Below are 25369 nucleotides of genomic sequence, written 5' to 3' on the forward strand. Positions count from 1 at the left end.
CCCTTACATTTCTGCATTTGGTGTATAGGCAACTTCTACAATAAATCCATTCGGATCGTAAAAATCAATCGTATAGTAACCTTCCGAATAATGATTCATTTCAATTGGACCACGTATTACCTTCACTTTCGTACTAGAAAGAAAATCTGCTACTTCCTCAACTACTTCTCTATGAATAGCTTGATAACAAATATGTCTAGGCCCTAACGTCCTTACAATTTCCTCATCTACTTCTTTAAAGTATATTTCACTTTCTCCTGTGCTATATGCTATTTCATTTAACTTTCTCCACCCAATTATGGAAAACAACTTATTATAAAAAGAAATGGATTCCTCTAAATTTGCTACCCAAAATTCAATATGATGAATGCCTGCTCGCAGTGTATTCATATTAAGAATACGCTCCTTGTACTACTTGCACAATTTCCATCGGCTTATGAACCATGTAATCTGGTGCATCTTTTTTCACTGTTTCAATAACATCATATCCCCAAGATACCCAAATTACGTTCACTCCAGCCTTTTTACACGCTGCTACGTCTCGCTGTTCATCACCGACATATAACATATCTTTCTCTGTTATTTTTTTTGATTTCAAAAATCTTTTTATCATTTTATCTTTACCAAACAAATTTTTAGAACAATACACTTCTTGAATATTTTCGATACCATTCTTGTGTAAAAACGCCCGAATATGCTCTTCTGAGTTCGATGATATGACTGCAATTCCGTAGCCTTTTTTATGTAGTTCATCTAATACTTCTTTCATCCCATGGAACAAAACGAGATTTTTTATAGCAGGCTGATATAATTTATAAAATTCCAACGCTAATATCGGTAGTTTATACAGTGGTACATTAAGTTGTTTACATCTCTCTGGCATCGTTAATTTACGTAAATGTTCAATTTCGTCTTCCTTTACTGCTTTATACCCATGTTTTTCAGCAAGTTGATTATAAATCGGTACAAATATATTTTGTGAATCTACTAATGTGCCATCAAAGTCAAAAACAATATATTTTTGCATTCCCATACTCCCTTTGCTTCTTTTTTCTAAACCTATGTTATTCAACAACATAGTTGTCTGTCCCTTCTATAAAAATAAAAAAGAACAAGATTTTCTCTTGTTCTTTTTAAGACAACCATTTCGGTGGTACATTCGTATTCCAATAAATATTTCCTAACTCATGATGTCCAGAGTATCCATCATCAAAACGGTGGTAATGGAAATTAAAATAATAACCATCTTGCGGTGGATGATCTCTTCTTACATGGAAACGCAATAAATCATTTCCAGATTTCGTATCGTAGACGTGAAAAATCTTCTCATTATTTCCACCAGCTGGTTTTTGAGAAATCGCTAATGATTGTAGTGAATCTTCTGGTACATCACTAGCAAGCTCAGCAATTGCCTCTTCAATTTTCGGTAATATTACATCTTTAAACTCATCTTCAATTACTGGACCAATTTTAGTACCAAACTTTTGCATCGACTGCTTCTCTGCTTCTTGCATTGCATAAGTAATAAAAGTATCGGTGGTTAACCTGTCATTCGTTTCTTCATATGTATAGGACGTGCTCTCCAAACTTTGTTGCCCAGCTGTGCTCGTAGGCTTGTCCGCAGCTTTGGCATTATCAAGTAATATGGAAGGAGGCGTCACTAAACCAAATGTAAACACGGTAATTAATGCGACTAAGGTTTTTCTAAACCAATTTGGCATTTATGTTCCCTCCCCTTTCACTCATTATTTTTTATATAACGGTGGTTTCTTCTATTATACAAAATGATTGTAATTTTTGCACTTTACAATTTTGTTAACGTTCACATATTTTTCACTTGAATATGAAATTGTAAGATTTCATACAATAAAAATACAACAACAATAAGGAGGCGATCAGATGACTTTAGATGTCATGTATTCCGCCGCAAGTATACTCGTTTTAGTATATTTTATTTATCAATGTGTTACAGACTAGAAAAAGAGCCGTCACTGGCTCTTTTTTAATGGTACAAATACAATCCATACAATTAATAAAATAAAAACAACGCTGCCTACCACAGCTGGCAATAAATAAAACTGTGAAAGTATAACTATTCCATATAAAAGTATTGCTGGTAGTAGTAAATAACGATCTGCCTTCCATCTTAACAATAGTAATTTCCCTTCATCACAATATAAACGAAGAAACATCTTATTCGTAAATTCATTCCAATAATCACGTGCATAGCGAGAAATTGCAACTACAGCAAATACGAGAACAATAGCTGCAATCCACCTTGGAGTCATAATTATACTTGCAGTACTGATACATACAATTTGAATATAAAATATTCGTGCAGTACTTGTACGGAAAAATTCTTTCAAAAAAGATTCGACAATACGAGAATCAGCTTTTTTCCCTAAAAGTCTTTTAGAGCGCGGAAACATCCACGGTTTTTTATTCGAACTACTCGTTTTAGCCGCATGACCACCAACTTGCATAATTCCGCTCGTCCAGCGCATGCTTTCCTCCTTTTCTTTCTCGATTTCTTTAAAAAAGAACTTTTTATAATTCATTTTCTCTTTTACTAATACACTACTTAAGAAAATTACTAGACCGATAAATAGAATTGAATACAACGGATTTTTATAAATAAAAAATAAACTAATTCCAAAAAAGGACACGCTCATAGAAAATACTACATTTTTTACAATCCATAAAACCCATCGTTTCCCCACATGTACATGAACAAATCTCGTTAACAACGACAACATAAATCGAAATATAGTAAAGAATACCCAAAATAATAGGACTTGTATCTCTGTTACTTCGATACTTTTCATCAACACTGGTAACATAATAACGACTACTATTATATTCGTTATCGCTATTCGAACAAATGTGTACATCATGCCATACTGGACTAATTTTCGCATATGTGTTGCATACGAAATTAAAAATAAACTATCCGCTTGCTCAAAAAATGAACGAACTCCTCTTGGATATGTTACTAGATAAAATGCGAGTAATCCTAATCCGAAATAAATCGTCTCTTCCGTTGATAATTCATTTATCCATAGCGATCGATAATAGATTCCCATAAATATAAGTGCTGGAATAATATATAATGCGACTGTCCAATCTGTTACCGAACGTATAGACTTCCATTTCCGCTCAAGTTCATGGCGTAATCTCTTATAAAATTGTTGTTTAATCATGTTGTTCACGCCTTACAATTACATCAAAGCAGTCTAATAATGAACTACCCGGCATTTCCGCTAATATTTGAATAGATTCTAAATGTCCATCTGCGACTAATGTACCTTGTGAAATGAGTAAAAATCTTTCACAAATTTTTTCAGCAGTATCTAATACGTGCGTACAAAGTAAAATTCCTGCCCCGCGCTCTTTTTCTTTATATAAATAATTTAAAAACTCTTTCGTAGCTACTGGATCTAAACCGATAAAAGGTTCGTCAATGATATAAAAATCTGGCTCAGTTAAAAACGCCAATATTAGCATAGACTTTTGTTTCATGCCTTTTGAAAACTTTGATAAATACTCATGTTTATGCTTATTCATTCGAAAAGTATGTAATAATTGTTCCGCTCGTTCTTCCCAACTTCCCATTTCACTTCCACGAGCTGCCATTAATAATTCAATATGTTCCCAGAGCGTCAAGTAATCATAGTATGTTGGATGTTCTGGTACGTATGCATACGGATTTTTCTTTTCACCGAATGATATTTCACCGTCCATATTTACAAGTAATCCGAGTATCGTTTTAATCGTCGTACTTTTCCCAGCACCATTTGCTCCAATAAGAGCAACTAGTTCACCTTTTTCGATAGAAAAAACTATATCATGAATTGTTTTTTCGCCTATTTCATATCCAGCTGAGCGGATATTTACTTTTAACATGCATTCCCCTTCTTTCCATTTCCAATACAATCAAGGAAAAGAATAACATATAACTATCTATATATCATTATAAAATATTTATTTTCATAGCAGGAAAAAACATTTTTTAACAGAATATTAAATGTTTGATTACATTTTATTGGAGTTGATAATATGTCTTTTCAAATTCGTGAAGCAACGATAGATGATATAGACGCACTTTGTTCTTTAACGAAAGAATTAAAAGGTTCCTCTATTTCCTATGAAGATATGAACAACCGCCTACAATTCGTACAAATGAGTCCGTTTGATTTTTTATATGTTTACGAGGAAGAAGAAGCTATATTTGGATTACTTGGATTTCGTATACGTGAAAATTTAGAAGATGTAACACGTTATGGAGAGATTTCAATTATTAGCGTTGATTCTAACATACGACGGAAAGGCATTGGACAAGTTTTGATGGATTATGCCGAGCAATTAGCAAAGAAACATAATTGCATTGGCACATGGCTAGTTAGTGGAACAAAAAGAGTAGAAGCTCATCCTTTTTACAAAAAATTAGGTTATGAAGTAAATGGCTACCGATTTGTAAAATATTTTTAAACTACTTTATAAAGTGAAGGGACTATAACTATGACAAACATTAAAGCAATTTTCATTGATCGTGACGGTACAATTGGTGGTGACACTACAATACATTATCCAGGATCTTTTACATTATTTCCATTCACAAAAACATCCTTGCAAAAACTAAAAGCTAAAAATATAAAAATTTTCTCTTTCACAAATCAACCCGGTATCGCAGATGGAATAGCAACTGTAGCCGATTTTGTACAAGAATTAGAAGGCTTCGGTTTTGATGATATTTATGTATGTCCTCATAAACACGGTGATGGTTGTGAATGCCGTAAACCAAGTACAGGCATGCTGCTTAAAGCAGCAAAAAAACATGGACTTAATTTAACACAATGTGCTGTAGTTGGTGATCGTTGGACTGATATTGTTGCAGGAGCAAAAGTAAATGCGACTACGATTCTAGTCCGAACAGGCGCTGGGTATGATGCTTTGCATACGTACCGAGACAAATGGGCACATATTGAACCAAACTACATTGCAGATAACTTTGAAGATGCAACAAACTGGGTTTTAAATCAACTATAATACAAATGAAAATCTTGATTCACCCGAAATAATTTAAAACATAGTTAAAATAGCCTTTTTGGCAAATAATTGTATTCCACAAAACGGATCACCTCAAAAGGTAGCAAGTTCCCTTTTGATACGCAAACATTGCAATTCAAATTATATTTTTTATTAGTAACAGCAATTAACGTAAAGAAGAAATAGCTTAGTGGCTATCCCTTCTTTATTGACTTCTATTATTTACATTTGTTATCTGTTTTTATTGAGTATTCTCATCGTTTTTATACTCCAAAATATCCCCTGGCTGACACTCCAAAGCTTTACATATCGCTTCTAATGTTGAAAAACGAACCGCTTTTGCTTTCGCATTTTTCAAAATAGAAAGATTCGCCATCGTAATTCCAACCTTCTCTGAAAGCTCCGTTACACTCATTTTTCGTTTTGCTAACATGACGTCAATATTAATAATGATTGTCATATCCGCCACCTCAAACCGTCAAATCATTTTCTGATTTTATGTGAATTGCCTCTTGTATAAGTCGTTGGAGGATAGCAGCAAAAACGGAGATAACGAGCGAAGCAAAAACGATAATGAGTCCCACTAACCCAATAGGAGGGTCCATTTTTTTCGCTATAAAATAAAAAAGTGGCAAACTTAATACATACAAACCACTGATTGTAATTGCACAGCGCTTTATATTCTTTAACGCCTTTACTGATAATTCCGAGAACGCTGTGTTCTCATCAATGTACTGTAAAAGATTGAAAGCCTGATAAAGAGCAACGTAAAAAGGCACAGCTGCTCCATACATTACAATGAAAACAAGATATTTTATCGGAGTAATGTTAGGATACAAATTCGCTGTGAAATCCGCCATTTCCGGCACTAAAAATATGCATAAAGCAAGCACTGAAATTCCAGCAAGAAAAATAATTACTTTTAAGAACATTGTTGAACTTCGTTTAAGATTCATTTACAATACCTCACTTATTTAATGGCAACATAATTTTATCACAACATTTATTGTTTAACAATAAATAAATATCGTTTTATTTTTGTCATGTTTTTTAATTTAGGCAAAAATAAAAAAGAATTTCTCATTACAAAGAAATTCTTTTTCTTGAAAATGCCTCTTTCAACTTAATTTTTTAAAACGTTAATTCGTAATGGAAATAACGATTATCTCTCAAATAGCCATTTTCAGCGTATAATCGTTGTGCTGATAAATTATCAATCTCTGTTTGCAATTTTACACCTTTTGCTCCATTCTCTAATGCGTATTCTTTAGCAGCTTCTAATAATTTTTTACCTGTTCCGGCTCCACGCTTCGCCGCTTGTACAAATAAATCATTTAAAATCCATAATTCTTTCATTGAAATGGAAGAAAATGATGGATATAGTTGTGTGAACCCAATATATTCGCCGTCTTCAACTGCTACGAAAATAACGGACTCTTTTTTCTCAATTCGATTTCGTAAAAATACTTTTGCACCTTCTAAATCAGAATCTTGTCTATAAAACATGCGATAGTTATTAAAAACTGATGCCAGTCCATCTAAATCTGCAATTGTTGCCTCATATATTCTCATTTTACTCCATTCCCCTTCCAATACTGTCTCATTATATCCGTTGCCCATTTAGGCTGGTGTATTTCTTCTGTCGGCATAAACTCTTTCATTATTGGTTTTATATCCAATATAGGAGTGCCATCAATAGCATCTAATCCCTCAACAATAATTGATTTACCTTCTCTTTTGATCACCTTTACAATTGTTACACCTATGCGATTCGGACGATTTTTCCCGCGCTGTGCAAAAATACCTACTTCAGGATAATCCTTATTATTTCTAGGATGTCTAGCAAAATACTGAATTTGCTCGTCAGTTACTTTATGAAAATAAAAAACAACTTCAATATGAGAAAAATCTTCAATCCCTTGTATACTTTTTTCTGCATACATTTCAGTTAAAGTTATACGGGATCTTACTTCTCCCCACTCATCATCTTTTATTTCCTTTCTTTCATTATGTACAAATGCGATTGGTTGAACTGAAAACATACGCATTCCCCCTCAAATGTAACCACTTACATTATAAAGTATTTTCTGAATGTTTTCCAGATATACGAATTAAGTTTACATAATATAATTATAATCTATTTATCTAAAGCTACCTTGACCGCTTCAATTGCATGTATATGGGTCGTATCAAATATCGGGACTGATACGTTTTCTTGCTTTATTAATAAACCTATTTCCGTACAACCTAATATAATTCCTTGTGCTCCTTCTTGTACTAATTCTTCTATAACCCTTTTATAATACTCTCTAGATTGAACTACTATTTTTCCTAAACATAATTCTGTATATATTACTTCGTTTACTTTTTCTCTATTTGTTCCTGATGGTACTATTACTTTTATATCATGCTCTTCAATACGTGACTTATAGAAATCTTGCTCCATTGTATATTTAGTTCCAAGCAGACCAACCTTTTGAATGTCTTTTCTTTTAATTTCTTTTGCAGTTGCATCAGCAATATGTAAGACTGGAATATCAATTTTTTCCTTTATTTTTTCAACTACCTTATGCATTGTATTTGTACAAATGATTATAAAGTCTGCTCCTCCCTTTTGTAATGAATATGCCGCATTCCCTAGAATTTCTCCAGCACCATCCCAATCTCCGCTAGATTGACATCGTTCAATCTCTTCAAAATCCACACTATTAATCAAACATTTTGCTGAATGTAGCCCTCCTAATCTCTCTTTTATTTCTTCATTAATAATTCGATAATATTCAGAAGTTGATTCCCAACTCATGCCACCTATAAGACCTATCGTTTTCATATAAACACCTACCTAAACTATTTTTATAAAACTAATAACAACGTTTTATTGTGTATATTATACATAATAAAACAAGACTTTAAGTTTGGAATATAAAGTCTTGTTTTAACGGAAATATGGAAATAATAAAGAATAATTCTACTTTCATTTCCAAGGAAATTTTTATAGAATATTCTGAAATTAACAATCTGATGTTTTTATAAATTCTTTATACTTATAATTAAAACACTCTCGATACAGCTCTTTGATTTCATCATATGATGGAACACGTGGGTTATTAGCTGGGCTACCACTTTCAATTGCATCTGATGCCATTTTAGAAATAGCATTTTCAAATTCAATTTCATCGATTCCGTATTCTTTTAAATTTGGAATACGAAGATCAAAGCAAAGTTTTTTTATTTCACCAAGTGTGTAGTCTGCTACTTCCTCATCAGAATTCGAATACAAATCCTTATTTAAACTACGTCCAATTTTTGCTAACCTTTTCATTGCACTTGTTTTTGTAAACTCTAACACTGTAGGTAATAGTATGGCATTTGATATTCCATGCGGTACATGAAATAATGCTCCCACTGGCCTTGACATTCCATGAACTAATGTAACTGATGCATTAGAAAATGCAATTCCAGCTTGTAAAGAAGCAATCATCATCGCTTCTCTTGCCTCCATATTACGTCCATCTTCATATGCTATACGTAAATATTTCATAATACTTTCAATAGCTGAAAGAGCAAGTACATCTGTAAGTGGTTGTGAAAATTTAGAAATATAAGCTTCAATCGCATGACATAACGCATCTATTCCTGTTGCTGCCGTAATTTGTGGGGGTAACGAACTTGTCAAAACTGGATCTATAATTGCTACTTTCGGTATAAAACTAGGATGCTTCATCATCATTTTTACATCTGTTTTTTTATTCGTAATTACTGCTACACTTGTAACTTCCGATCCAGTACCAGAAGTTGTTGGAATTGCAATAAGTGGTAGTGGATTGTTTTCTATTTTAATATCCTTTTGGACATAATCCTCAACTTCTCCACCATTTGTATATAAAACCGCTACCGCTTTCGCAGCATCAATACAACTTCCACCACCAATACCGATAATAAAATCGCACTTTTCCTCTTTACAAAGAGATAACGCTTCTAATACGTGTATATTTGTAGGCTCAGCATCCACTTTATTATATGTACTAACAGTAATACCTTTCTTATTTAGTTGTTGCATACACTTTTCAACATATCCTAATTTCTCCATAATTGTATCAGTAACTATAAAAGCTCTTTTCCCTAACTTTTTTGATTGTTCTCCCAGTTTTTCAAGCGAATTCCTTCCATATAATACCGACTTTGGCATACGAAACTCAGAAACCTCTTGCAAGTCCCCCACCCCTTCTTATCCTAATTAATATTTTATAACATAAATTATCGATTTGATGAATCTTTACGATTCAAATTTTTTAATAGAGTCCTGTTAAAGTATAGAATGCGATAACTAAAAATACAGCAACCGTTTTCAAAATTGTAATAGCAAATATATCTTTATATGACTGTTTATGTGTTAATCCTGTTACTGTAAGAATAGTAATAATAGCCCCGTTATGTGGTAGTGTATCCATTCCTCCTGATGCCATTGATACGATACGGTGCATAACTTCTAATGGAATATCAAATTGATTGGCCGCTGCAATAAATTTATCTCCCATTGCACTTAATACTATTCCCATTCCTCCTGATGCCGAGCCTGTAATTCCAGCTAAAATATTCGTCGTTACTGCACCATTCACTAACGGATTTGTGAAAGTAGCAGAGATGCCATCTCTCATAATTGCGAAACCTGGAAGTGCTGCAATGACACCACCAAATCCAAACTCAGCTCCTGTATTCATCGTTGCAAGTAGCGCTCCACCAATACTTGTATTCAATCCAGCTTGGAAACCTGTTACTACTCGCTTCCAATATAATAATAACGTTGTTAAGATCCCTATAATAAGTGCCAATTCTACAGACCAAATTCCTACTACTGCACTTAATTCTACTTTTCCAAATGCTTTCATACCAATTGCAGAAAAATCAAAACCGCTTGGATACCACTTCGGTATCATAATAGTAAACACTTTATTCATTACACCTACTAAAATAAGTGGTATAAATGCAATAAGTTGTTGTGCTCTTGTGATTTCAATGTTATTAATTAATGGCATATTTTTTTGTTCTACTTGCAAAGATGCTGCCATTTCAGTATTTCCATCATTAAAACCAAAGTATCCTTCACCTGCCGCTTTTGCCTTCTTACGTCTACTCTCTAAATATAGTAAACCTACTGTAAGAACAAAAATTGCTCCTACAATCCCAAGTATCGGTGCAGCATAAATATCCGTTTTAAAAAATGTTGTAGGTATTACATTTTGAATTTGTGGTGATCCAGGTAACGCATCCATTGTAAACGTTACTGCTCCAAGAACAATCGTTCCAGGGATTAAACGCTTTGGAATATTAGCTTGTCGAAACAACTTAGCTGCGAACGGATAAACAGCAAACACTACTACATACACACTAACACCACTATACGTTAAAATAGCCCCCATTAATACAATCGCTAATATAGTACGTTTTTCACCAACTAACTCAATAATTGTTTTTGCGATAGAATCTGCAATTCCTGACATTTCCACTACTTTTCCAAATATTGCTCCTAATAAAAACACAGGAAAATATAATTTTATAAATCCAACCATTTTCTCCATAAAGATATTAGAAAAGAAAGGTAATACATAACTAGGTTCTGTCAAAAATACTGCAAATAATGCAAATATCGGTGCGAATAAAATAACAGAAAAACCTCTGTATGCTACGAACATAAGTAAACTTAGTGCTAATAATATAATAACTAACTCCAATTTTACCCCTCCATTAAACAGAATATTCTAAATTTTATTGATAAATTTCTACTAACCTTTTAATTCTGACATCCCTCCTCTTATTCATACAAATTTTTATGCTAAAAATGTCTAATTATAATTATTCGATTACATATGAAAAATCCCTTTAAACAGAAACGAATTCATCGTCATACGTTATAAAGGGATTGCTAGAATCTATATTTACTGCTGTATTAAATTTTTCTCTACACAAAAATGATACAGTTCTTCAACATCTTTCACTATGTAGGTCGCACTAACTTCAGTCAGTTCTTTTTTACAGCCATAGCCATATAAAACACCAATTGAAGCAATTCCATTCTGATTTGCACCTATTATATCGTGCTTTCTATCACCAATCATTATCATTTCTTCTTTATTTAGTTCTTCATTTTTTTGTAAAATATGAGCAATTATTTCTTCTTTTTTTATTCTCGTACCATCTAAATTACTTCCAATGATGTCTTCGAAATAATTCGTTAATTGAAAATGCTCTATAACTTGTTTCGCAAATACAGTGGGCTTTGAAGTTGCTACAAATATGCGATTCCCTGAACTTTTTAATTGTTGCAAGAGCTTCAGAATCCCCTCGTATACATTATTTTCAAACAATCCACGCTGCTTTAAATACTCACGGAAGTAAAAAACTGCACGTTCAACCTCTCCTTCACTCATATTATATCTCTCTACGAATGATTGCTGAATAGGAGGACCTATAAATGAATCTAACTCACTTATATGTACTTCTTCAATTCCTACTTTTTTTAACGCATACAAAACCGAATTTACAATTCCTTCTTTCGGATCCGTTAAAGTTCCATCTAAATCAAATAGAAATGTTTTATACATGTTTCATTCCTCCACTTAATTTGCTGTATAAATAACTGCTAACATCTCTTCCACTTCTCCCTATTATACTATCATTATCTATTTTTTCGAAAAATCAATTTCCATATGTCACATACTTTCAGTTACAAAATACGATAGATATGATAAAGTAAAAAAGTTACAATTATTTTAATAGAAACTGGTGAAACAAATGTCAATTACGTTAATTTTTATAATGGCTTTCACAATTGTAATCCACGCAGTTGAAACAAGCTCTTATAGTATTCGATTAGCGGGGGTTCGTTTAAAGAAGATTGCTGTCGCATTATCCGTCGTAGGAATCGTATTACTCATTTCAAGAACGTCAAACTTACTACAAGCCTTTTTACTTGGCGGGATTGTGGACGAAGCAAAACTAGATCCTTCTATTGATTTAGAGCATATTATACGTCTTGTACTATTATCTGCTTCTATCGGTACATTGCTTGCGATTATACTGTATCCAACTTTGACAAAACTATTTGGATATGTCATTCAAAACTTTGAAACAGACGGTTCTTTCATTCGAATGATGAAAACGAATAACATTCAAAAATTAAAGTACACAAAAAAATATGTCCGCTTTCCAAAGTTAGAAATGATTCATAGACTGCGTATCGGCGGTATTCCAAAGCGTATAATGCTTATTAACATGTTCGCTACTGCAATTTATACAGCGGGAGTTCTTTCCGCACTATATGCTTCTTTTTTAATTCCAGCTTTCGCAACAAAAGCCACTACAGCTTCTGGTCTTATTAATGGTTTTGCTACTATTTTATTAACAGTGCTACTAGATCCACGTATTGCTCTTTTAACAGAGCGAGCTCTTCAATCAGAAGAAGGTGCTGAAGCAATGAGTAAAATGTATGCTTGGCTAATGATTTCTAGACTTTTTGGTACATTACTTGCTCAACTGTTATTCATACCAGGTGCTTACTGGATTACATGGATTATAAAGCTTATGAATTAAATTTACTCTCTAAAAAAAAGCAGGTGAGATAACAAATGACTATACAAACAGAACAAGATATCATTCGCTTAATAGAAAACGACGAATGGATGATGAATGTATTACAAATGGCAAAATCACTAGAGCTACCTGATTGGTGGATTTGTGCCGGATTTGTTCGTTCTAAAATTTGGGATACTTTACATGACTATGAAGCTAAAACGGCTATGCCTGATGTTGATGTGATTTATTATGATAGTCTACATCAAGATGAGATATACGAACAATCATTAGAAACGAAATTAATGAATATTGATGCTACTATCCCTTGGTCTGTAAAAAATCAAGCTCGTATGCATGTAGTGAATAATATGCCACCATATTCTTCTTCTGTTAATGCTATATCTAAATTCCCTGAAACAGCAACGGCTTTAGGAGTTACACTTGATGAACTAAACAACGTTATCTTAACAGCCCCATGTGGTATTGAAGATGTCCTTTCCTTACAAGTGAAACCAACAGCTCATTTTCTTAAATCGAAAGAACGATTACATATGTACAAAAACAGAGTTATAAAAAAGAATTGGCAAAGTAAGTGGCCTAGCATCACAATCACATATCCAGAAATTTAGAAAGGGTGCCTCTCATTTATAGAAGCACCCTTTTCTTCATTTCAAAAAATGTATGACTGTTTCTGCAAATCTATCTGCTTCCTCATAATGAGGTGAATGACCGCTCTCTTCAAATACGATATACTTGCCGTTTCGGGCATCTTTATTAAATGTTTTAATTTGTTCTTCACACGTTACTACATCATGTTTTCCTACTATTAATAACATTAGATTTTGTACATCTTTTATTTTTGATAATAATGATGTATGACATGCTCCCTCTAATTTTAATCTATCAAAGTGAATTTTGGAGCGATTTGAAAATATTTCCCACTCTTCATCACTGTATAAACTCTCATCTGTCCTATCTTCCTTATTATTGTAAATCTCCATTCTTTTTTCTTCTAATTCAGCGCTTAATCTTATATAAGCTTCTAACAACTCTTCTGAACTAGCATCGCTAGATGAATAAGCAAAGCATTCTTTTGCTATTTCTTCTTTTCCATACTTTTTTAATAAATGCCCTGTTTTTTGTAACAAAGCCCTACTTGTTAATGCAAAATTAAAAGTTGGTCCTTCAAATATTATTTTCTCTATTGAACTTGGATATATCGACGCATAAAGCAATGCTACATATCCACCGAAAGAGTGTCCAATTATAGACCACTTCTCAATTTGTAATACTTTTTTTAATTCCTCACAGTCTTCAATCAAATCATTTAATCCAAAAGCTTCGTCTTCAGTAATTTCTTCTGAGCGACAAACACCTCTTTGATCTATCATAATTACATATAGAGAATCTTTTAAACGTTCCGCTTGATGAAATGAAAAATCATAACAACTTTCTCCTGGTCCACCATGCAAGTATAAGACTGGCTTATTTTTAGGATTTCCATGTGTTTCAACGTATAGCTTTTTCCCTCTAATATTCATGTATTTCCCTGCTTCTATCAAATTTTCCTTTATGATCACCACCCCTTTTTTACTGAATATTATAACATTTAATATTAAATAATTCCTATTACATTTAAGAAGACGATAATTATTGCAAGTGGTGCTACAAATCGAAGTAAAAATGCCCAACAAGTAAATACTTTCTTTCCATAATTTCCACCTACAAAAAACTCTGCTTCTAGTACCTTCTTCTCCATTTTGAATGAAACGAAAATACTAATAAATAGTGCTCCAAGTGGCATTAATATATTACTAGATAAGAAGTCTACTGCATCAAAAATATTCTTTCCGAAAATCGTAATATCACTCCATACTCCAAATGATAACGCTGATGGTATACCTACTAAGAAAATGCCGAAACCGATCAGCCATGATAATTTCGTTCTCTTTTCTTGTTCACCATTTGCTAATGCTGAAACAACAGTTTCTAGTAGAGAAAATGCTGATGTTAATGTCGCAAATGTAAATAGTGCAAGAAATACTGTTAAGAAAAATCCACCGAATGGGATTTGACTAAATACAGATGGTAATACGATAAATAGTAATCCAGGTCCTTCTGTTGGCTCCATTCCTAATGAAAATACGGCTGGAAAAATAGCAAGACCTGCAAATAATGAAACAAATAAATTTAATCCAACAATTGTTATTGCTGATTTTGGTAAACTTTCTTTTTTATTTAAATAGGAACTATACGTAACCATAATTGAAATCCCGATACTAATTGCAAAGAATGATTGCCCCATTGCGAACAAAATACTTTCCGAAGTAATCTTTGAGAAATCTGGTTGTAAGAAAAACTTCACACCTTTCATTGCATCATCAAGTGTTAACGAACGAATAATAAGAGCGACAAATAAAACGAACAATGCTGGCAACATATATTTACTTGCTTTTTCAATTCCGTTTTGTACACCCTTTGATACAACCCATATCGTAATGAACATAAAAGCGAAATGTCCCATAATAGCCCAAGCAGGATTCCCAATTGTTTCAGTAAATAATGTGCCGTAATTTTGTCCTGGCGTAATCAGTTGTCCAGTTATTCCTCTGAATAAATAAATTAATACCCATCCACCTACAACACTATAAAATGAAAGTAGTATAAAACACGTTCCAACACCAAGGCGTCCAATCCAATGCCATCCTGTATTTGGTGCGATGCTTTTAAATGCTCCAACTGCTTGTTTCTGCGTACTGCGTCCAATCATAAATTCAGCTATAAGTAGCGGTAGTCCAATTAAAACAGTAAATAATATAAATATTAAAAAGAACGCTCCTCCCCCACTCTTCCCAGCGATATAAGGGAACTTCCATATCGCACCAAGTCCAATTGCTGATCCGGCTGCCGCCATTATAAAACCTAATTTCGAAGTCCATTGCTCCGTCTGTTTCATCTCATTTTCCTCCTAATTAAATCTTTTTATATAAATAAAAAAATTTTATAAACCTATTCAAATAAACCCTCCATTTCTTCTTCCATATAATAAAAAAATGGCCTAGCATCTCTATATAAAGAGACGCTAAGCCATTTACTTAACGCGGTACCACCCTTATTGATTCCATTATGAATCCACCTTAGTAGTAATCGTTTGATTACAAACCTAATATCGAAGGTTAACCGTTAAGATTTACTAAGAATGTAATTCCGTTCCACCTTACTGCTCCTAGGCGAGTTCAGGATGTCATTTGACTATGTCACACCAACCCATAGCTCTCTGTACAAATACATGACCTTACTACTCCTATTCAACACATTGTAATATTTAGAATATATTTTCTTTTGAAATTAATATGAAGTATATCGGTTATATTTGTAACTGTCAAGGGGTATATTGATTTTTTGTCGAAATGGTTCATATTGATAACTCACTTTTACTAAGCTTATTAGCAAAAGAAAGGGTCTATATTTTCATCTTTTCAAACGAACTAAAAAAAATCTTCGCGATAATCGCAAAGATTCTTTTTATGGTATAAGACGAGTACAATCTCTCGGAAAAGCACTAGCCTCTCGTACATTTGTTAATTCTAATAGTTTATATACAATCCTTTCTAACCCAATTCCGAAACCTCCATGTGGTGGACAACCATATCGGAATGTATTTAAATAAGATTGAAATTTCTCTGGATGTAATCCTTTTTCTTTAAACGAAGCGAGTAACAATTCATAATTATGAATTCGCTGTGCCCCTGACGTTATTTCTAGCCCTTTATATAATAAGTCGAATGAATCAGTAATAGCTGGATTCTCTTTATTTTGCATCGTATACATCGGTCTCGCTTCTTTCGGATAATGTGTAATGAAAACAAATTCACTATTATATGTTTCCTTTACATATTTCCCTAGTAACTTTTCACCTTCTGTATCTAAATCCCCTACAGGAGATTCTTTACGATACTTACTTTTCAAAATTTCTTGTGCTTCTAACAATGTAATTTTAGGTATTTCAGTAATAACAGGTACTTCTATTTGTAATAGTTGTAGTTCTATTTCACATTTTTTCGCTACTTGTTGAAACATATATCGTAAAACATCCGTTTCTAGTTGCATCACTTCATAAAAATCATGAATAAAACCAAGTTCTACGTCTAACGATATATATTCATTCAAATGACGGGAAGAATTATGATGTTCCGCTCTATATACAGGTGCAATTTCAAAAACTCGTTCTAACCCACCTGCCACCATCATTTGCTTATAAAACTGTGGTGATTGTGCTAAATAAGCTTCTTTTTGGAAGTATGGAAGCTTAAAAACATTTGCTCCTCCTTCTGCCCCTTGCGAAACAATTTTCGGCGTAAAGATCCGTGTGAAATCGTTCTCTATAAGAAATTCACTAAAGCTCTGAACGAGTGTAGATTTCACTTTAAAAATCGCTGCGGTTCGCTCATGCCTTAATGATATTACTCGCTCATTAAGTAGTTGATCTAAGCCAACTTGTAACTTCTTTTTATTTATTTCAAATGGAAGTGGCTCTGCACCGTTTATTACTTTCACTTCATGAGCAAGTACTTCAACACCCAATTCTGTTTTCGATGTCTCGACTATCTCACCGATTACATGGACAACACTTTCTACATCAACTTTATATCCGGCCAATTCATTTTCTAATACACATTGAATTACTCCTGTTCTGTCCCGTAATAATAAAAAACTAACATTTCCAAGGTGCCGAATTTTTTTTACCCATCCTTGAAGTAATACAACCTTTCCACTTTGCTTTGTACATTCTTTTGTGAGTGAACGCTTCATTATTGAATCCATTATTTTTCCCTCCAGTAATTTTATATTTATTTACGTTATTGTTGTCATCGTCATCATCCACGGTCACTCACCCCCTTTCAAAGAATACAAAAATCCGCCCCTATAAATAGGGACGGATTTTTTTCCGCGGTACCACCCAAATTGTCATACTGACCATCTTAGCCCTGATAACGGTAGGTACCGTTTGCTTTTACTAATAATCACGTTCAAAGCAACACTCACAGGTGTCTTTCCATCATGCGGTATCGCAACCTTCCCAGCAACCGGCTGCTCTCTGTAGATCTTTGCACCATGTACTTTTCCTGATCATCACTTTTTATATTTACAGAGTATTCTAACTCCTTACTTTATAAAATGCAAGCCTTTTTTAAAACATTCTGATTTTCTAACTCCTAGATTCTTCTAAAGTGTGAAAAGTTAATTTTGTAATACATATTCTTATGTATTAAATCCAAAATTACACCTTTAATATTTTCCAATTTTTACATAAAAACTAATTCATTTACGCATATTAATAAAAATTTTAAAGCGAGGTGTGTTTATGCAAAAAGCAATTAGTTTCTTTCTCCTTTTGTTTTGCTTAATTGTAGTAAACGAAACGTATGCCTATTCACCAAAATCTTTACCAATCTCTCAAAACTCTGATCGATGGCAAGTGAATATTGATAAACCGAAAAAAACAAACAAGAATATGCTTCAAGCTAAAAAAGATGAATTTCAAACATATCATTTTTCAGTAAAGAATGTCGGGAATAATGAAGTATATAATGTAAACGTCGAAGTATTCCACAACGAACCAAATAAGAAAACGAAATATGAACTCTTTTCCCTAAAGGAAAGTCGTTTGGCAAGTGGAAAAACTGGATTTGAACACGCTAATTTACCTGTTGCTACAAAAGCGGATGAGGTTGATGTAATTATTACATGGCAAGAACACCCTTTCCGCTCCATGAGAAATGGTCAAAAAGTTGAGTCTAGAAAATTTAAAGAGCATTTTGTTTTTAAAGAAGCTAAAAAATAAATGGGATACGGATATATTCACACTATCATTGATATAGCTTTATTTACTAGTACCAGTTCGTAAGCAAATTAAAAAGTCGTGGCTTATAAACGCCACGACTTTTTATATTAATTCGTACTAATGCCTCTCGCTGCCCAAATGCGATCAATATCAGCAGCATGTTGTCCGCCATATAAAAGAGCATCCGCTTGCTTAATCGCTTTCGCTCCATCACTGAATTTAGAGTTTGGTGTTAATGACCAGTGTGATTGTAAAATGATTTTTGTTGCTACATCACGGCCAAAAGCTTGTGCCATTTCGTATTGGCCTTGAGCCCAAATTTCACCATCATCATGCACTTCATTCGTTATATCTTTCGGATATACTTTATTATTATCTAATCGGCGTAAGCATGTTGGATCTGAACTAGAATAAGCTGTCGCATCCCATTCTCCAACACATGCTTTACCATATCCAGTAGTCGATACTGCATCTTCATATGTAGCACCTAAGAAGTCCCCAAATCCTTCTCCCATCGCTCCACCTTCTGCTGAACTACCAAAGCCAGGAACTTGGTTATCTTGAATCGAATGCCCATATTCATGTGCGATAATACCAGCATCTTCTGCATCATCAACACCGCCAGTACCGAAAGTCAAAGCTTTTGTTGATGGAGAATAGAATGAGTTATCATCAGTTGTACCATTAACATTCACTTTTATCGAACGGTTATTAATATTTTTAAAACCTAGACTTTGAATGTAACGTTGCAATGTGTCGATATGATAGTACGACATAACATCTTCAAAGCTATCATTTGCGCGTGTATAGTTAAATTGTAAATTCGTAGATTTTGTTTTCGCTTTTGAAGAAATCGTTACATATTCTCCAATTAAAAATCCTGTTCCATCTAAACCTTTTAACGTAACAGTTTTCAGTTGGTTCGTTAGAGCTGTTGAATCTGCATCGTTATTATCTTTTAAGCCTACTTTACTACCGCTAGATACGACTGGGTTAGGTAAAAATACTTTTCCTGACCCTTCAGCTTTTCGGTTTATATCAACCTTTTTAATTAACTTTCCATTTTCTGCATCAATAAATGTTTCCCATGCACCAAATGGATTATTAGAATGGACTACAACTTTATATACTGGACGAGCAATTCCTTCTTCAACAATATATCCGAACTCTTTATCTGTAGGAGCCCATAAATTTTGCTCACTTGCTTCTCCAACATACGCCATTGATTTTTGTATTGCATCTTTTTCACTAATTTTTGTCGTTACTTCCTTCACACCTGTAACAGGCTGATAATCAGAAACAGCGAGTACTCCCTTTCCCTCTCCGTTAAGCGTAACTGTTATTTGTTTTGAAAATACAGGTGCACCATTAACAACTTGTTGGAACCTAACATATGAAGCTACTGATGTTTCTGTTGTAGAAATATATTGCAAGTCTGAAAGATCTGTTTTCAATCCATACTGCGCAGCATTTTCTTTTAAATATTCAGTTGCTTTTTTCTGTGGCGAATAAGCTTCTAACTTTACTTGCTGTTGTTTTTCCAATGCCGAAACCGTAGAAATCGTCCCCATTACTAACGGCACGGTCATTGCCATTGCCACCATTTTTTTATTAAACATAGAACCACTCCCCCTAATAAAGTAGCTCAACCTTATCCCATTACCACTAGGCAATCATTCCCCGCAAAACGGATGGATAAAAATTGAATCTACGAGTAATTCTCTATGAACACTTCTATTACCTTTCCATTTAGGGTAAGTGAAATTTTCTCAATATTTATGTGTAAAGTGAACACAATACTTTAGAAATATATTTCTAAAGTATTTCCATAACTCTTAACCTTTTTAAATTACTTTGTAAAAAACAGGATATTTTTTACCTAACGGTAGGTTGAAAAAAATATTTATGAATGATACGATTTATATAACCTTTTTGTAGGAGGCTTTATTATGAGCAAAAGTGAAGAAACACTCTCTTCAATTATGGAAGCAAGCTATCGACTGTTTGCCGGACATGGCATTACTAAAACGACCTATTCTATGATTGCTGAAGAAGTCGGAATTGCTAAACCGTCCATTTATTATTACTTTAAATCTAAAGATGCATTAATCGAATGTATTTTCACAGAATTATGTGCTGCGATGCAGTTTTCTTCCTTCTTCCATACAGAAGAGTTTACGAAAGAAAATTTTATTGAGAAATGCATTGAAATTGGATTCAAAATAATTGATGAACAGCAGAACGATCCTTATTTTAATCGTGTGTTGCAAGAATATGTATTACTATCTTCAAGAAATGATATGTACAAAGATCGATTACTAACTGTGCAAACAGAATATTTACAAGGGTTTGAATCACTCCTTACAAAAGCAAATGAGCTGCAATTAATTGAAAATAAAAATCTAGTTTCAAAAGCTCATATGTTAGCATTAGTGCTTGATAATGTCGGGAATTTTATGATGTTACATGTGGATATAGATTATAGACAAATATGGATGGAAGCTGTAAACAGTATTTTTGAAAGAAGGGATTGAATTGAATACTAAAAAACGAATTATCGGCTTAGACTTTGCTAGGGCCTTGGCGATGTTTGGTATGCTGCTTGTTAATTTTATGGTGATAACAGGTGCAGAAGGAAATGGTCCCCCATTTTTAATAACTTTAATGTCACTTTTTGAAGGTAGAGCTTCTGCCTTGTTTGTTATACTTGCTGGAATTGGAATATCTTTAATGACTAGATCCTCTGTTGCTAGAAATGAAAAAATAAAAATTTCTAATAGCCGAAAGATCATATGGAAACGGGCACTATTCTTATTTATTTTAGGATTACTTTTATACGTAATGGAGTGGACTGGGGATATATTACACTACTATGGTGTTTACCTTTTCGTTGCTGCCTTACTCATTACAGTCCGAAAAAAAGCATTACTCTTCTTATCTATTATTATCCTACTCTTGGCACAATCTCTTCAGCTTACTTTCAATGCTTTCGAAGGTTGGGGAGGCCCTACTCCATTTATAAACTATGTAGACTTCTGGACAGTTAACGGTTTTCTTCGCAATTTATTCTTTAATGGTTATCACCCTTTTTTCCCATGGTTTTCATTCTTCTTAATCGGTATGATAATTGGCAGATTAGATCTTCATAATAAAAAGATTAGAGATAGGTTGCTCTTGCTCGGTATTACATTCACCATACTGATAGAACTTTTATCAAAAGGGCTCACGTACTACTTCATTCCACACATTGGCAAAGCAGCTGCTACATTTTTGTTTAATACAGGACCCGTTTTACCAAATGTATTGTACATTTTATCTGCAACAGGATCTGCTATTGCTATATTAATACTTTGCCTCTATATTACTGAAAAATATGAAAATAATTGGTTTGTTACTTCCATTATACAAACAGGTCAATTAACATTAACTCATTATGTAAGTCATGTATTTATCGGGATTGGGACATTAATTCTATTCAATAGAATGGAACATCAAACACTACTTTTCGTTTTATTATTTGCTACTGTATTTTTCATTTTCAGTATTTTGTTTAGCGTATTATGGAGAAAGAAATTTTCTAGAGGACCTATCGAATGGATTATGAGGAAATTAGCTAGTTAATTTACCTCCATACAAAAAAGGAAGTTGGAATCATTCCAACTTCCTTTTTTCTTTAATTAGCTGCACTTAATTTAATTCTAAGTTTTGTTTCACCTAAAGAAAGTTCATCATCTTCGTTCGTTAAGTGACCAAATGTAAATTGTTTAACGAGTAAGTTTTCTTCCAATAAATCTTTATGGTTCGTTAACGTTCGCTGTAGTTCTTCTTCTGTATCAAGAATAATATCGACTCGTAAATTAACTGGTAAATTCAACTGTTTACGGTATTCTTGAACCGCACGAATGAATTCACGCGCTACTCCTTCTTGTAACAATTCTTCCGTTACATTCGTATCTAACATAACTGTATATTGTCCGTTAGTCGTATTAGAGAATCCTGATTTTGCAACTTTCTCAACTAACACATCTTCACCAGTTACAACTACTTCTCCTTCTGGTGTTGCTTCGTAAACTGCTCTTCCTGTTGATACAAAGTTTTGTACTTCTTCTTGTGATAATTGTTTTAGCCAACCATTCACTGCATTCACATTTTTACCGAATTTTGGCCCCGCTGTTTTAAAATTAAGCTTCAATTGATATGATGTGTATTTTGTTTCATCGAGTTCAACATGGAACGCTTTTACATTTAACTCATCCATAACGATATCACGATAAGATTCCCAATCCATATCATTCTCGTTATGCTCAAGTAATACAAGTTCTGCTAGCGGCTGTTTTACTTTTAAAGAATGCTGATTACGGTTACTTCTTCCAAGTTCAACAACTTGTAAAACAGCATCCATTTCCGCTTCTAATTTTGGTTGAAGTAGTGATTCATTTACAACTGGATAATCGGCTAAATGAACGCTGTTTCCTTCTAAATTTAGATGAATGTCTTCCGCGACAAACGGTGTAAATGGTGCAATTAATTTACTAATTGTTACAAGCACTTCATGAAGTGTCTCATACGCAGCTGCTTTCTCAGCGTTCATACCAGATTCCCAGAAACGATTACGTGAGCGTCTTACATACCAGTTACTCACTTCATCTACAAGTGCTGCAATTTCACGAGCTGCATTCGTAAATTGATAATCATCAAGTGCAGTTCTCACTTTTTTCGTTGTACTATGCAATCTTGATAATACCCATTCGTCTAATTTCGTAAGCTTTACATCATACGTTTCTTTCGGATTATACTCATCTAAATTTGCATATAAAACGTAGAAGCTATACACATTGACTAATGTATCTAAAAATTTAGATTTCGCTTCCAGTACTGTTCTTTCAGAAAAACGCTTCGCATTCCACGGGGCACTATCAACAAGTAAAGCCCATCTTAGCGCATCTGCACCAAATTTATCTACTAAATCAACTGGATCTAGTGCATTTCCTTTGCTTTTAGACATTTTCTGCCCTTCTTCATCTAAAACATGCCCTAGTGATAACACTCGTTTATACGGTACTTTTCCTGTATATAGTGCTGATACTGCTAATAAACTATAAAACCAGCCGCGTGTTTGATCAATTCCTTCTGCAATAACATCCGCTGGAAACTGCTCTTCAAATAACTCTTTATTTTCAAATGGGTAATGATATTGTGCAAATGGCATAGAACCACTATCAAACCAAACATCAATCACTTCTGGTGTACGATTCATTGTGCCTCCGCATTTCCCGCAGCAGACTTGCACTTCATCTACATAAGGCTTATGCAATTCCAAATCTTCTGGTGTTTCTTTCGTACTATTCTTTCTTAATTCGGCAATGCTTTTCGGTGCGAACTGATGATCACAACTTTCACATTCCCATACATTCAATGGCGTTCCCCAGTATCTATTTCGGCTAATATTCCAGTCCACCATATTTTCTAAAAACTTACCAAAGCGCCCATGTTTCATATGATCCGGATACCAAGTAACAGAATCATTATTTTGTAAAAATGTATCTTTAATTGCAGTTGTTCGGATTAACCAACTTTCTCCTGCATAATAAAGTAGTGGTGAATCACAACGCCAGCAATGCGGATAGCTATGTTCATATTTTTCTTTATGATACAGTAAACCTTCCTTCGCTAAATAACGAACGATATCCACGTCACAATCTTTTACAAATTTCCCTTTCAAAAATGGTACTGCCTCTGTATACTCACCTTTTTCATCTACAACGTGCAAGAATGACAATCCTTCACTTTGAACAACTCTATAATCGTCCTCTCCATATGCTGGAGCAATATGAACAAGTCCTGTACCACTATCTCCCGTTACAAAATCTGCTGCAATAACGCGGTAACCATTTGTAACTTCTTTCATCGGAAATGGCGCTGTATAAGATGTGTTTAATAATTCTTCGCCTTTATGAACAGATAATACTTCATAGTTCTCTTTTAATACTTCTTGTACACGTTCTTTCGCAACAATGTATACATGACTTTCTTGTTTTGCTTTAACGTATTCCATATTTGGATGGACAGCAAGCGCAACGTTTGCTGGAAGTGTCCAAGGTGTCGTTGTCCAACCTAAGAAATACTCATTTTCACTATCTTTCACTTTAAACTTCACAGTTGCACTTAAATCTTTTACTGTTTTATACCCTTGCGCAACCTCATGTGAGCTCAATGAGGTTTGGCAGCTTGGGCAGTATGGTGAAACTCTATGTCCTTTATATAACAATCCTTTTTCATGAATTGTCCCCAAAATATGCCATACACTTTCGATATATGGATTCTTTAAAGTTACATATGGATCATCCATATCTACCCAATAACCAATACTTTCAGTGAATTCGCGCCACTGCTTCTCATATGTGAAAACACTCTCTTTACACTTTTGAATAAATGGTTCAATGCCATATTCTTCGATCTCATGTTTACCAGAAATACCAAGTTGCTTCTCAACGCCTAATTCTACAGGTAAACCATGTGTATCCCATCCTGCTTTTCTTAACACTTTATAACCAGCCATCGTTTTATATCTTGCTACTAAGTCTTTAATTGTTCGTCCAAGTGCATGACCTACATGCGGTAGTCCGTTCGCCGTTGGTGGTCCTTCATAAAATACGAAAGACTGTGCGCCTTCTCGATTCTGAATTGATTGTTCGAAAATATTTTGTTCGTTCCACTGTTTGCAAATTCGCATTTCTCTTCCTACAGCTGATTCTTTTACATCTACTTTTTCCATATACAATCACTCCTTTGAATATTTTAAAGCACACAAAAAACCCGTCCCTATAAAGTAGGGACGGGTTTACCCGCGATACCACCCTAATTCTATTAGCTTTTTCACTAATAGCACTTAGCAACGTACTATCA

The 25369-nt window shown here is 33.9% G+C and carries 25 protein-coding genes and 3 other annotated features (1 of these 28 only partly in view); of the genes, 7 read left to right on the forward strand and 18 right to left on the reverse strand.

Features of this window, described 5'->3' with window-relative positions:
• Positions 1–3: 3 nt before the first annotated feature.
• From DN401_RS13105 to DN401_RS13125, 5 genes are all read right to left on the reverse strand, one after another.
• Entirely contained in the window at positions 4–390 is a 387-nt protein-coding gene (locus DN401_RS13105) for a VOC family protein (protein ID WP_001094664.1), read from the reverse strand.
• Between the two features lies 1 nt (position 391).
• The gene (locus tag DN401_RS13110) at positions 392–1027 is read right to left on the reverse strand and encodes an HAD family hydrolase (RefSeq protein ID WP_025687389.1); all 636 of its coding nucleotides are present in this window, start codon (positions 1025–1027) and stop codon (positions 392–394) included.
• A gap of 106 nt (positions 1028–1133) precedes the next feature.
• Positions 1134–1721, reverse strand: a complete 588-nt coding sequence (locus DN401_RS13115; protein ID WP_001134421.1) for a YpjP family protein — start codon at positions 1719–1721, stop codon at positions 1134–1136.
• Between the two features lie 267 nt (positions 1722–1988).
• The gene (locus DN401_RS13120) at positions 1989–3200 is read right to left on the reverse strand and encodes an ABC transporter permease (protein ID WP_149287729.1); all 1212 of its coding nucleotides are present in this window, start codon (positions 3198–3200) and stop codon (positions 1989–1991) included.
• Positions 3193–3903, reverse strand: a complete 711-nt coding sequence (locus DN401_RS13125; protein WP_000921912.1) for an ABC transporter ATP-binding protein — start codon at positions 3901–3903, stop codon at positions 3193–3195. Before DN401_RS13125 ends, DN401_RS13120 begins: the two co-directional genes overlap by 8 nt.
• A 153-nt stretch (positions 3904–4056) precedes the next feature.
• Here DN401_RS13125 and DN401_RS13130 point away from each other — a divergent pair, with 153 nt between their 5' ends.
• Positions 4057–4488 carry a GNAT family N-acetyltransferase gene (locus DN401_RS13130; RefSeq protein WP_000009777.1) on the forward strand — a complete coding sequence of 144 codons (432 nt, stop codon included), beginning with the start codon at positions 4057–4059 and terminating at the stop codon, positions 4486–4488.
• 30 nt (positions 4489–4518) lie between these two features.
• Positions 4519–5046 carry an HAD-IIIA family hydrolase gene (locus DN401_RS13135; RefSeq protein WP_000181785.1) on the forward strand — a complete coding sequence of 176 codons (528 nt, stop codon included), beginning with the start codon at positions 4519–4521 and terminating at the stop codon, positions 5044–5046.
• Between the two features lie 241 nt (positions 5047–5287).
• Here the strand turns inward: DN401_RS13135 and DN401_RS13140 are convergent, their stop codons facing one another.
• From DN401_RS13140 to DN401_RS13175, 8 genes are all read right to left on the reverse strand, one after another.
• The gene (locus tag DN401_RS13140; protein ID WP_000152532.1) at positions 5288–5506 is read right to left on the reverse strand and encodes a helix-turn-helix domain-containing protein; all 219 of its coding nucleotides are present in this window, start codon (positions 5504–5506) and stop codon (positions 5288–5290) included.
• A gap of 10 nt (positions 5507–5516) precedes the next feature.
• Complete coding sequence (locus DN401_RS13145) at positions 5517–6002, reverse strand: DUF2975 domain-containing protein (RefSeq protein ID WP_001050144.1); 486 nt, start codon at positions 6000–6002, stop codon at positions 5517–5519.
• A 175-nt stretch (positions 6003–6177) separates the two neighbouring features.
• Positions 6178–6618 carry a GNAT family N-acetyltransferase gene (locus DN401_RS13150; RefSeq protein ID WP_001223866.1) on the reverse strand — a complete coding sequence of 147 codons (441 nt, stop codon included), beginning with the start codon at positions 6616–6618 and terminating at the stop codon, positions 6178–6180.
• Entirely contained in the window at positions 6615–7088 is a 474-nt protein-coding gene (locus DN401_RS13155; protein ID WP_000493257.1) for an SAM-dependent methyltransferase, read from the reverse strand. Before DN401_RS13155 ends, DN401_RS13150 begins: the two co-directional genes overlap by 4 nt.
• A gap of 95 nt (positions 7089–7183) precedes the next feature.
• Positions 7184–7876 carry an aspartate/glutamate racemase family protein gene (locus DN401_RS13160; RefSeq protein ID WP_000848563.1) on the reverse strand — a complete coding sequence of 231 codons (693 nt, stop codon included), beginning with the start codon at positions 7874–7876 and terminating at the stop codon, positions 7184–7186.
• Positions 7877–8056: 180 nt separating this feature from the next.
• Entirely contained in the window at positions 8057–9259 is a 1203-nt protein-coding gene (locus tag DN401_RS13165; protein WP_001158674.1) for an iron-containing alcohol dehydrogenase, read from the reverse strand.
• Positions 9260–9338: 79 nt separating this feature from the next.
• Positions 9339–10778, reverse strand: coding sequence for a GntP family permease (locus tag DN401_RS13170; RefSeq protein ID WP_000424332.1), 1440 nt, complete (start codon positions 10776–10778; stop codon positions 9339–9341).
• A gap of 204 nt (positions 10779–10982) precedes the next feature.
• The gene (locus tag DN401_RS13175; RefSeq protein WP_000278486.1) at positions 10983–11648 is read right to left on the reverse strand and encodes an HAD family hydrolase; all 666 of its coding nucleotides are present in this window, start codon (positions 11646–11648) and stop codon (positions 10983–10985) included.
• A gap of 190 nt (positions 11649–11838) precedes the next feature.
• Here DN401_RS13175 and DN401_RS13180 point away from each other — a divergent pair, with 190 nt between their 5' ends.
• Positions 11839–12636, forward strand: a complete 798-nt coding sequence (locus tag DN401_RS13180) for a lipid II flippase Amj family protein (RefSeq protein ID WP_000028911.1) — start codon at positions 11839–11841, stop codon at positions 12634–12636.
• Positions 12637–12671: 35 nt separating this feature from the next.
• A complete protein-coding gene (locus DN401_RS13185; RefSeq protein ID WP_000155287.1) occupies positions 12672–13247 on the forward strand; it encodes a nucleotidyltransferase family protein in 576 nt (191 codons plus the stop codon).
• A 36-nt stretch (positions 13248–13283) separates the two neighbouring features.
• Here the strand turns inward: DN401_RS13185 and DN401_RS13190 are convergent, their stop codons facing one another.
• The 3 genes from DN401_RS13190 to aspS form a co-directional block, all read right to left on the reverse strand.
• Positions 13284–14159 carry an alpha/beta fold hydrolase gene (locus tag DN401_RS13190; protein ID WP_001026102.1) on the reverse strand — a complete coding sequence of 292 codons (876 nt, stop codon included), beginning with the start codon at positions 14157–14159 and terminating at the stop codon, positions 13284–13286.
• A gap of 74 nt (positions 14160–14233) precedes the next feature.
• Positions 14234–15574, reverse strand: a complete 1341-nt coding sequence (locus tag DN401_RS13195) for a sodium-dependent transporter (RefSeq protein WP_000814537.1) — start codon at positions 15572–15574, stop codon at positions 14234–14236.
• A gap of 116 nt (positions 15575–15690) precedes the next feature.
• Positions 15691–15939: a binding site (T-box leader), on the reverse strand.
• 204 nt (positions 15940–16143) lie between these two features.
• Positions 16144–17442 carry an aspartate--tRNA(Asn) ligase gene (gene aspS, locus DN401_RS13200; protein WP_000377346.1) on the reverse strand — a complete coding sequence of 433 codons (1299 nt, stop codon included), beginning with the start codon at positions 17440–17442 and terminating at the stop codon, positions 16144–16146.
• Between the two features lie 105 nt (positions 17443–17547).
• Positions 17548–17761, reverse strand: a binding site (T-box leader).
• A gap of 222 nt (positions 17762–17983) precedes the next feature.
• On the opposite strand from aspS, the gene DN401_RS13205 reads away from it, so the two are divergent.
• Complete coding sequence (locus DN401_RS13205) at positions 17984–18463, forward strand: hypothetical protein (RefSeq protein ID WP_121868331.1); 480 nt, start codon at positions 17984–17986, stop codon at positions 18461–18463.
• Between the two features lie 107 nt (positions 18464–18570).
• Here the strand turns inward: DN401_RS13205 and DN401_RS13210 are convergent, their stop codons facing one another.
• Positions 18571–20082: a M36 family metallopeptidase gene (locus DN401_RS13210; protein WP_000482273.1), complete on the reverse strand. Its 1512-nt coding sequence runs from the start codon at positions 20080–20082 to the stop codon at positions 18571–18573.
• Positions 20083–20412: 330 nt separating this feature from the next.
• Between DN401_RS13210 and DN401_RS13215 the strand changes: the two genes are divergently transcribed.
• The gene (locus tag DN401_RS13215; RefSeq protein ID WP_000045218.1) at positions 20413–20997 is read left to right on the forward strand and encodes a TetR/AcrR family transcriptional regulator; all 585 of its coding nucleotides are present in this window, start codon (positions 20413–20415) and stop codon (positions 20995–20997) included.
• 1 nt (position 20998) lies between these two features.
• Positions 20999–22084 (forward strand): DUF418 domain-containing protein, encoded by a 1086-nt coding sequence (locus tag DN401_RS13220; protein ID WP_001093114.1) that lies wholly within the window; start codon positions 20999–21001, stop codon positions 22082–22084.
• Positions 22085–22136: 52 nt separating this feature from the next.
• Here DN401_RS13220 and ileS read toward each other — a convergent pair whose 3' ends face one another.
• On the reverse strand, positions 22137–25238 hold the full coding sequence (gene ileS / locus DN401_RS13225) for an isoleucine--tRNA ligase (RefSeq protein WP_121868332.1): 3102 nt from the start codon (positions 25236–25238) through the stop codon (positions 22137–22139).
• A 53-nt stretch (positions 25239–25291) separates the two neighbouring features.
• Positions 25292–25369, reverse strand: a binding site (T-box leader) (it continues 163 nt past the right edge of the window).

The organism is Bacillus sp. BF2-3, from assembly GCF_008368795.1.
Lineage (GTDB): Bacteria > Bacillota > Bacilli > Bacillales > Bacillaceae_G > Bacillus_A > Bacillus_A cereus.

Excerpts from the sequence above, each read along its gene's own strand:
- DN401_RS13105 (WP_001094664.1), bottom strand. The coding sequence starts at position 390 with ATGAATACACTGCGAGCAGGCATTCATCATATTGAATTTTGGGTAGCA.
- DN401_RS13110 (WP_025687389.1), bottom strand. The coding sequence starts at position 1,027 with ATGCAAAAATATATTGTTTTTGACTTTGATGGCACATTAGTAGATTCA.
- DN401_RS13115 (WP_001134421.1), bottom strand. The coding sequence starts at position 1,721 with ATGCCAAATTGGTTTAGAAAAACCTTAGTCGCATTAATTACCGTGTTT.
- DN401_RS13120 (WP_149287729.1), bottom strand. The coding sequence starts at position 3,200 with ATGATTAAACAACAATTTTATAAGAGATTACGCCATGAACTTGAGCGG.
- DN401_RS13125 (WP_000921912.1), bottom strand. The coding sequence starts at position 3,903 with ATGTTAAAAGTAAATATCCGCTCAGCTGGATATGAAATAGGCGAAAAA.
- DN401_RS13130 (WP_000009777.1), top strand. The coding sequence starts at position 4,057 with ATGTCTTTTCAAATTCGTGAAGCAACGATAGATGATATAGACGCACTT.
- DN401_RS13135 (WP_000181785.1), top strand. The coding sequence starts at position 4,519 with ATGACAAACATTAAAGCAATTTTCATTGATCGTGACGGTACAATTGGT.
- DN401_RS13140 (WP_000152532.1), bottom strand. The coding sequence starts at position 5,506 with ATGACAATCATTATTAATATTGACGTCATGTTAGCAAAACGAAAAATG.
- DN401_RS13145 (WP_001050144.1), bottom strand. The coding sequence starts at position 6,002 with ATGAATCTTAAACGAAGTTCAACAATGTTCTTAAAAGTAATTATTTTT.
- DN401_RS13150 (WP_001223866.1), bottom strand. The coding sequence starts at position 6,618 with ATGAGAATATATGAGGCAACAATTGCAGATTTAGATGGACTGGCATCA.
- DN401_RS13155 (WP_000493257.1), bottom strand. The coding sequence starts at position 7,088 with ATGTTTTCAGTTCAACCAATCGCATTTGTACATAATGAAAGAAAGGAA.
- DN401_RS13160 (WP_000848563.1), bottom strand. The coding sequence starts at position 7,876 with ATGAAAACGATAGGTCTTATAGGTGGCATGAGTTGGGAATCAACTTCT.
- DN401_RS13175 (WP_000278486.1), bottom strand. The coding sequence starts at position 11,648 with ATGTATAAAACATTTCTATTTGATTTAGATGGAACTTTAACGGATCCG.
- DN401_RS13180 (WP_000028911.1), top strand. The coding sequence starts at position 11,839 with ATGTCAATTACGTTAATTTTTATAATGGCTTTCACAATTGTAATCCAC.
- DN401_RS13185 (WP_000155287.1), top strand. The coding sequence starts at position 12,672 with ATGACTATACAAACAGAACAAGATATCATTCGCTTAATAGAAAACGAC.
- DN401_RS13190 (WP_001026102.1), bottom strand. The coding sequence starts at position 14,159 with ATGAATATTAGAGGGAAAAAGCTATACGTTGAAACACATGGAAATCCT.
- DN401_RS13195 (WP_000814537.1), bottom strand. The coding sequence starts at position 15,574 with ATGAAACAGACGGAGCAATGGACTTCGAAATTAGGTTTTATAATGGCG.
- aspS (WP_000377346.1), bottom strand. The coding sequence starts at position 17,442 with ATGGATTCAATAATGAAGCGTTCACTCACAAAAGAATGTACAAAGCAA.
- DN401_RS13205 (WP_121868331.1), top strand. The coding sequence starts at position 17,984 with ATGCAAAAAGCAATTAGTTTCTTTCTCCTTTTGTTTTGCTTAATTGTA.
- DN401_RS13210 (WP_000482273.1), bottom strand. The coding sequence starts at position 20,082 with ATGTTTAATAAAAAAATGGTGGCAATGGCAATGACCGTGCCGTTAGTA.
- DN401_RS13215 (WP_000045218.1), top strand. The coding sequence starts at position 20,413 with ATGAGCAAAAGTGAAGAAACACTCTCTTCAATTATGGAAGCAAGCTAT.
- ileS (WP_121868332.1), bottom strand. The coding sequence starts at position 25,238 with ATGGAAAAAGTAGATGTAAAAGAATCAGCTGTAGGAAGAGAAATGCGA.